Source organism: Halomicronema sp. CCY15110, from assembly GCF_016888165.1.
In the GTDB taxonomy this organism is placed as follows: domain Bacteria; phylum Cyanobacteriota; class Cyanobacteriia; order Phormidesmidales; family Phormidesmidaceae; genus Halomicronema.
Genome location: NZ_JACSWC010000091.1, coordinates 1 through 275, shown reverse-complemented (window position 1 = coordinate 275; position 275 = coordinate 1). Strand labels below are relative to the sequence as shown.

General features: G+C 54.9%; 1 pseudogene. It reads left to right on the top strand.

The features are described 5' to 3' along the window. Nucleotides 1–275 (top strand): annotated as a pseudogene (locus JUK32_RS01100) (photosystem II q(b) protein); the annotation flags it as partial.

The following is a 275-nucleotide window of genomic DNA, read 5'->3' as shown; positions in this document are numbered from 1 at the left end:
TTCCAGGCTGAGCACAACATCTTGATGCACCCCTTCCACATGATGGGTGTGGCAGCAGTGTTCGGTGGCTCCTTGTTCTCCGCCATGCACGGCTCCTTGGTGACTTCCTCCTTGGTGCGTGAGACGACCGAGACCGAGTCGCAGAACTACGGCTACAAGTTTGGTCAGGAAGAAGAGACCTACAACATCGTGGCGGCTCACGGCTACTTCGGTCGGTTGATCTTCCAATATGCGAGCTTCAACAACTCTCGTTCCTTGCACTTCTTCTTGGGTGC